This is a genomic window from Actinomadura rubrobrunea NBRC 15275 (genome assembly GCF_001552235.1).
Lineage (GTDB): Bacteria > Actinomycetota > Actinomycetes > Streptosporangiales > Streptosporangiaceae > Spirillospora > Spirillospora viridilutea.
In genome coordinates, this window is the sequence record NZ_BCQU01000004.1 from 120,183 (window position 1) to 126,813 (window position 6,631).

A 6,631-nucleotide genomic window follows, 5' to 3' on the forward strand; every position below is an offset into this window, starting at 1 on the left:
GCCCGGGCGACGAGAGCACCCGGGCCTTCGCGCGTCGACGGGAGGTCACTCCCACTCGATGGTGCCGGGCGGCTTGCTGGTGATGTCGAGCGTCACGCGGTTGATCTCGCGGACCTCGTTGGTGATCCGCGTGGAGATCTTCTGCAGGACGTCGTACGGCAGCCGGGCCCAGTCGGCGGTCATGGCGTCCTCGCTGGTCACCGGGCGCAGCACCACCGGGTGGCCGTAGGTGCGGCCGTCGCCCTGCACGCCCACCGAGCGGACGTCGGCGAGCAGCACCACCGGGAACTGCCAGATGTCGCGGTCGAGCCCGGCCTTGGTCAGCTCCTCCCGGGCGATCGCGTCGGCCTCGCGCAGGATGTCCAGGCGCTCCCGGGTGACCGCGCCGATCACGCGGATGGCCAGGCCGGGGCCGGGGAACGGGTGCCGCCAGACGATCTCGGCGGGCAGGTCGAGCTGCTCGCCCAGCGCGCGCACCTCGTCCTTGAACAGCGTGCGCAGCGGCTCGACGAGGGTGAACTCCAGGTCCTCCGGCAGGCCGCCGACGTTGTGGTGCGACTTGATGTTGGCCGCTCCGGTGCCGCCGCCCGACTCCACCACGTCCGGGTAGAGCGTGCCCTGCACGAGGAACCGCACCGGCTCCTCGCCCGGCTTCCCGGTGACGATCTCCCGGGCGGCCTCCTCGAACACCCGGATGAACTCGCGGCCGATGATCTTGCGCTTCTGCTCGGGGTCGACCACCCCGTCCAGCGCGGCCAGGAACCGCTCCTGGGCGTCCACCACGTGCAGGTTCACGCCCGTGGCGGCGACGAAGTCCTTTTCGACCTGCTCGGCCTCGCCCTTGCGCAGCAGGCCGTGGTCGACGAACACGCAGGTGAGGCGGTCGCCGATGGCGCGCTGGACGAGGGCCGCGGCCACCGCCGAGTCCACGCCGCCGGACAGGCCGCACAGCGCGCGCCCGGAGCCGATCTGCGCGCGGATCTGCTCGACGGCCTCGTCGGCGATGTTGGCCATCGTCCAGTTGGGACGGCAGCCCGCCGCCTCGTACAGGAACCGCCGCAGCACCTCCATGCCGTGCTCGGTGTGCAGCACCTCGGGGTGGAACTGCACCCCGTAGAAGCCGCGTTCGCGGTCCTCCATGGCCGCCACCGGCGTGACGTCGGTCCGGGCGGTGACGGTGAAGCCGTCGGGGGCGCGGCTGACGTAGTCGCGGTGCGACATCCACACCGCCTGCTCGTGGGGCAGCCCCTCGAACAGCGTGCCGGGGTGCTCGACGACCACCGTGGCGCCGCCGTACTCGGCGATGTCGGAGTTCTCCACGGTGCCGCCGAGCGCCTGCGCCATGACCTGGTGGCCGTAGCAGATGCCCAGGGTCGGCACGCCGAGGTCGAACAGGCCCTCGGGCGCGACCGGGGCGCCCGCCTCGTACACCGACGCCGGCCCGCCCGACAGGATGATCGCCTTGGGGTTGCGGGCGCGCATCTCCGCCGCCGGCATGGTCGACGGGACGATCTCGCTGAACACGTGGCACTCCCGCACCCGCCGCGCGATGAGCTGGGCGTACTGCGCGCCGAAGTCGACGACGAGAACGGTGTCAAAGGACTGGTCTAGGGCCACCGACGACGCCTTTCGCAATGAGGTGGGCGGGGCTCCCCGGAGGGCGGGCCCTTTCAGTTTAGAGGCCGACTGCCTGCGCCAATGCGGGCCCCTGTCTCCCCGGCGCCGACGCACCGCGACCGGCCGATAGCGGTCGGCGTCCGATTCTCCCGGCCGCGCCCGCGGCGACCCCGAATCCTGATACCTGTATGTGACGACCCGACTTCTCTTCGTGCCCGATTCGTGAGGAATGACGTGAAGCTGCTCGCCGCCGTCGCCCTGGTCGCCGCGTTCGTGCCGTCCGTGCCCTCCGCTCCCCTCGCCCCCGCCTCGTCCCGCGCGCCCGACTGCGGGGCGTCCGCGGCGCGCGTCCGCCCCGGCTCCCCCGGCGTGCGCGAGCCCAACGAGTTGACGCCCGCCGAAGTGCGCGCGGCGGAGCGCGACCTCGCCGACCGGCTCGCCCGTCTGGACCGCTCCCCCGACGGCGACCGCCGGAGCCTGCCCGCACGCGTCGACGTCCCCGTCTACTTCCACGTCCTGCACGACGGGGAGCGCGGCGACGTGCCGACCGAGCGGATCCGGCGGCAGATCGCGGCGATGAACGCCGCGTACGGGGGCGGGTACGGCGGCGCCGACACCGGCGTGCGGTTCCGGCTCGTGCAGGTCACCCGCACCGACAACCCCGCCTGGTACTCCCATCCCGACCGGTACGAGATGACGTTCAAGGACCAGCTGCGCCGCGGCGGCGCGGGCACCTTGAACCTCTACAGCGCCGACACCGGCCCGGACCTGCTCGGCTGGTCGACCTTCCCGTGGCGGTACCGGTCCGAGCCGATCCGCGACGGCGTCGTCATCCACCACGAGAGCATGCCGGGCGGCTCGATCCCGGAGTTCGACCGGGGGTTCAGCGCCGTCCACGAGACCGGCCACTGGCTCGGCCTCTACCACACCTTCCAGAACGGGTGCGAGGGCGAGGGCGACCGGGTCGCCGACACCCCGCCCGAACGCGAGGCCGCCTACGGCTGCCCGACCGGCCGGGACACCTGCCCCGGCGACGGCCCCGACCCCGTCCACAACTTCATGGACTACTCCTCCGACACCTGCATGCGGGAATTCACCTGGGGCCAGGGCACGCGCATCCGCCAGGTCTGGGCCGCCTACCGCGCCTGACGACCGAGATCATCGGCCCGGTCCGCGGCAGGAGCACGGCGGACCGGGTGTAAGAGCACAGGGCGCCCGCCGTCCGACGGGCGCCCTGCGGTCTCACGTGATGTCGTCACGTGATGTCGTCACGTGATGTCGACGATCGGCAGGCGCAGGGCGGCCGGCGCGGACGCGGGGACGACCGGATTCTTGGGCGCGACCGGGGTGATGCGCTTGTAGGCGCTGCCGAGGGCGGGGCGCGGGTCGTCCTCGCCCTTGTTCGGCCAGAACGCCATGGCGCGCTCCGCCTGGGCGGTGATGGTCAGGGACGGGTTGACGCCCAGGTTCGCGGACACGGCGGAGCCGTCCACCACGTGCAGGCCCGGGTGCCCGTACACGCGGTGGTAGGGGTCGATGACCCCGGTGTCGGGCGAGTCGCCGATCACGCACCCGCCGATGAAGTGCGCGGTCAGGGGGATGTCGAACAGGTCGCCCCACGCGCCGCCGGGCAGCCCGCCGATCTCCTCGGCGATCATCCGGGTGGCCTCGTGCCCGACGGGGATCCAGGTGGGGTTGGGCTCGCCGTGGCCGCGCCGGGCCCGCACGCCCCAGCCGAACAGGCCCTTCTTGGGCGCGAGGGTGATGGAGTTGTCGCGGTTCTGCATGACCAGCGCGATGACCGTGCGCTCCGACCAGTGCCGGACGTCGAAGAGCTGCACCAGGTCCCGGGGGCTGCGGCGGACCACCTCGCGCAGGAACTTGGCCCAGCGGGGCCGGTGCCGTTCGCCGGGGCGGTCGCCGTCCACCAGCAGCGTCTGCAGCAGCGCCAGCAGGTTGGAGCCCTTGCCGTAGCGGACGGGCTCGATGTGGGTGTCGGGCGCCGGGTGGAACGACGAGGTGATCGCCACCCCTTGGGAGAAGTCGGGGCCGGGGCGGCCGTTGCGGCGTCCGGCGCCGAGGATCGCCTCGGAGTTGGTGCGGGTGAGCGCGCCGAGCCGGTCGGACAGGCGCGGCAGCACGCCGGTGGCCTTCATCCTGTGCAGGAGCTTCTGGGTGCCGTACGTCCCGGCCGCGAACACCACGTGGTCGGCGGTGAGGACCTTGCGGTTGCGGCGGAACGAGCCGGTGCGGACGATCTCCACCTCGTAGCCGCCGTCCGCCAGCGGCGCGACCCGGGTGGCGCGGCTCAGCGGCATGATCCGGGCCCCGGCGCGTTCGGCCAGATACAGGTAGTTCTCGGTGAGCATGTTCTTGGCGCCGTGGCGGCAGCCGACCATGCACTCGCCGCATTCGGTGCAGCCGCGGCGGCGCGGGCCGACGCCGCCGAAGTACGGGTCGTCGCTCTCCACGCCGGGCCCGTCGCCGAAGTGCACGCCCACGGGCGTGCGCACGAAGGTGTCCCCCCGGCCCATCCGCTCGGCCACCTTCCGGATCACCTCGTCGGCGGCGGTGACGGTGGGGTTCTGGACGACGCCCAGCATCCGCTTGGCCTGGTCGTAGTAGGGGGCGAGCTCGTCCTGCCAGTCGGTGATGTGCGCCCACTGGCGGTCCTGGAAGAAGGGCGCGGGCGGCACGTACAGGGTGTTGGCGTAGTTGAGGGAGCCGCCGCCGACGCCCGCCCCGGCCAGCACCATGACGCGGCTGCCCTTGGCCCCGCGGATCAGGTGGATGCGCTGGATGCCGGTCAGGCCGAGGGCCGGCGCCCACAGGTACCGCGAGATCCGCCAGTTGGTCTTGGGCAGACCGGGGTGGCGGTCCGCGGTGGACGGGCCGTCCGCGCCGGTGTCGAAGCGGCGGCCCGCCTCGATCACGCCGACCCGGTAGCCCTTCTCGGTGAGCCGCAGCGCCGCCACGCTGCCGCCGAAGCCCGAACCGATGATCAGGACGTCGTAGTCGCGCGCGCTGTCCGCCATCGCCCCTCCTACCTGATCCGCAGCCGCTTCATGAGCGTGACGCCGGACGACAGCAGGTCCGCGAAGCGCTCGTAGCCGAGGCCGCCCGGCGGTTCGAGGTCCATGAGGTGCTGGCTGGCGATCGTCTGCGCCTCGGTGAACCGCAGCAGGCCCTCGGCGCCGTGGCGGCGTCCCAGGCCGGACTGCTTGAACCCGCCCATGGGCGCGTCGTGCGAGGCGTACGCGGCGGCGTAGCCGTCGTTGACGTTGACCGTGCCGGCCTCGATCCGCGCGGCCACGCGGCGGCCCCGCGCCACGTCGCGCGTCCACACCGAGGCGTTCAGCCCGTAGGCGGTGTCGTTGGCGCGGACCACCGCCTCGTCCTCGTCGGCGACCTTGTAGATCGCCACGACGGGCCCGAAGGTCTCCTCCGCGCACACGTCCATGTCGGAGGTGACGTCGGTGAGGACGGTCGGCTCGTAGAACAGGGGGCCGAGGTCGGGCCGCGGGCGGCCGCCGGTCAGCACGGTGGCGCCCTTGGCGACGGCCTGCTCGACGTGCCGGGTCACCGCGTCCAGCTGGCGGGGGAAGGTCAGCGACCCCATGTCGGCGGTGAAGTCCAGGTCCGCGCCGAGCCGCATGCCCGCGACCAGCTCGACGAACCGCGGCACGAACCGGTCGTAGACCGCCTGGTGGACGTACATGCGCTCGATGGAGATGCACAGCTGGCCGGCGTTGGTGAAGCAGGCCCGGACGGCGCCGCGGGCGGTGCGCTCCACGTCGGCGTCGTCCAGCACGATCATGGGGTTCTTGCCGCCCAGCTCCAGGGAGTAGCCGACCAGCCGGGGCGCGAGCCGCTCGGCGACGGCCCTGCCGCCGCGGGTGGAGCCGGTGAAGGAGACGTAATCGGCGCCGTCGAGCAGCGGGTCGCCGATCTCGGCGGGGTCGCCGACGACGATCTGCCACAGGTCGCGCGGCAGGCCGAGGGAGACCAGCAGGTCCTGGATCCACAGGCTGGACAGGCAGGTCTGGGTGTCCGGCTTGTGGATCACGGCGTTGCCCGCCATCAGCGCGGGCGCGATGTCCCCGGCGCCGAGCGCGAACGGGTAGTTCCACGGCGAGATCAGCGCGACGACGCCCTTGGGGTGGCGCAGTTCCTGGACGCGGGTCAGGCCGGGCAGCATGCCCGTCCGGCGCCGGGGCCGCAGCAGCCGGGGCGCGCGGCGCGCATAGTACAGCGCGCACATCGCCACGTCGAGGAACTCCTCCAGCGCGTGCCGCCGGGCCTTGCCGGTCTCCAGCTGGATGATGTCGAGGATCTCGTCGCGCCGCTTCATCAGGGCGTCGGGCAGGCGCAGGAACGGCTTGACCCGCTCGGCGACCGGCAGGCGGGCCCAGGCGCGCTGCGCCCGGCGCGCCCGCTCGTAGGCGGCGCGCACGTCGTCGGGGCGGGACAGCGGGACGTCGGCCAGCGGCGCACCGGTGAAGGGCGTGGGCACGGTGGTCGTGGGAGCGTCGTCCGCGGCGGCGATCCGGGACGTCAACCGCTCGATCAGGGTGGGGGCGAGGGTGTGCTCCGCCGCGCCGTCGGCGGAGACGGTCCGTGATGCCATGGCACAGCAGCGTATGACCCCCCGGCCATATTTGACTACCCGTCAGTAAGGGGCCGATGGCGGCCAGTTCCGCCGCACCCCCGGCGACCTCAGCGGACGCGCCGCCGCCGGTGCGCGACGGACCGCGGCGCTCCGGCCACATTGGGCAATCCCGGGAACGACCATGACGTCCCGGTGTATCCCCGTGATCGGGAAGGAGTGACCAGGCATCGCCCTCGTCCGCGTCACGGCACTGGCTGCCGCGCGCCGGGCACCCCGCGCGGGCATGCCGCGACGGAGGGGACCACATGATCGACACTGCCTTCGGCGGTTTCGGCGAGGACGGCGGCGACGCGCCGCGCCGGGGCGGCGCCGGCTCCGGCGGCCCGGGCGGCGCGTCCCGAACGG

Annotated in this window: 4 protein-coding genes; 1 reads left to right on the top strand and 3 read right to left on the bottom strand. The window is 73.1% G+C overall.

Going from position 1 to position 6,631, the window contains the following annotated elements; genetic code table 11:
- Window positions 1-45: 45 nt before the first annotated feature.
- Window positions 46-1,617: a glutamine-hydrolyzing GMP synthase gene (gene guaA / locus AR3_RS02425; RefSeq protein WP_106258863.1), complete on the bottom strand. Its 1,572-nt coding sequence runs from the start codon at window positions 1,615-1,617 to the stop codon at window positions 46-48.
- A gap of 234 nt (window positions 1,618-1,851) precedes the next feature.
- Between guaA and AR3_RS02430 the strand changes: the two genes are divergently transcribed.
- Window positions 1,852-2,766 carry a zinc metalloprotease gene (locus tag AR3_RS02430; protein ID WP_067907590.1) on the top strand — a complete coding sequence of 305 codons (915 nt, stop codon included), beginning with the start codon at window positions 1,852-1,854 and terminating at the stop codon, window positions 2,764-2,766.
- 119 nt (window positions 2,767-2,885) lie between these two features.
- Here the strand turns inward: AR3_RS02430 and AR3_RS02435 are convergent, their stop codons facing one another.
- Both AR3_RS02435 and AR3_RS02440 read right to left on the bottom strand, forming a co-directional pair.
- Window positions 2,886-4,652: a GMC family oxidoreductase N-terminal domain-containing protein gene (locus AR3_RS02435; protein ID WP_067907593.1), complete on the bottom strand. Its 1,767-nt coding sequence runs from the start codon at window positions 4,650-4,652 to the stop codon at window positions 2,886-2,888.
- A gap of 8 nt (window positions 4,653-4,660) precedes the next feature.
- Window positions 4,661-6,244: a succinic semialdehyde dehydrogenase gene (locus AR3_RS02440; protein ID WP_067907596.1), complete on the bottom strand. Its 1,584-nt coding sequence runs from the start codon at window positions 6,242-6,244 to the stop codon at window positions 4,661-4,663.
- Between the last annotated feature and the right edge of the window lie 387 nt (window positions 6,245-6,631).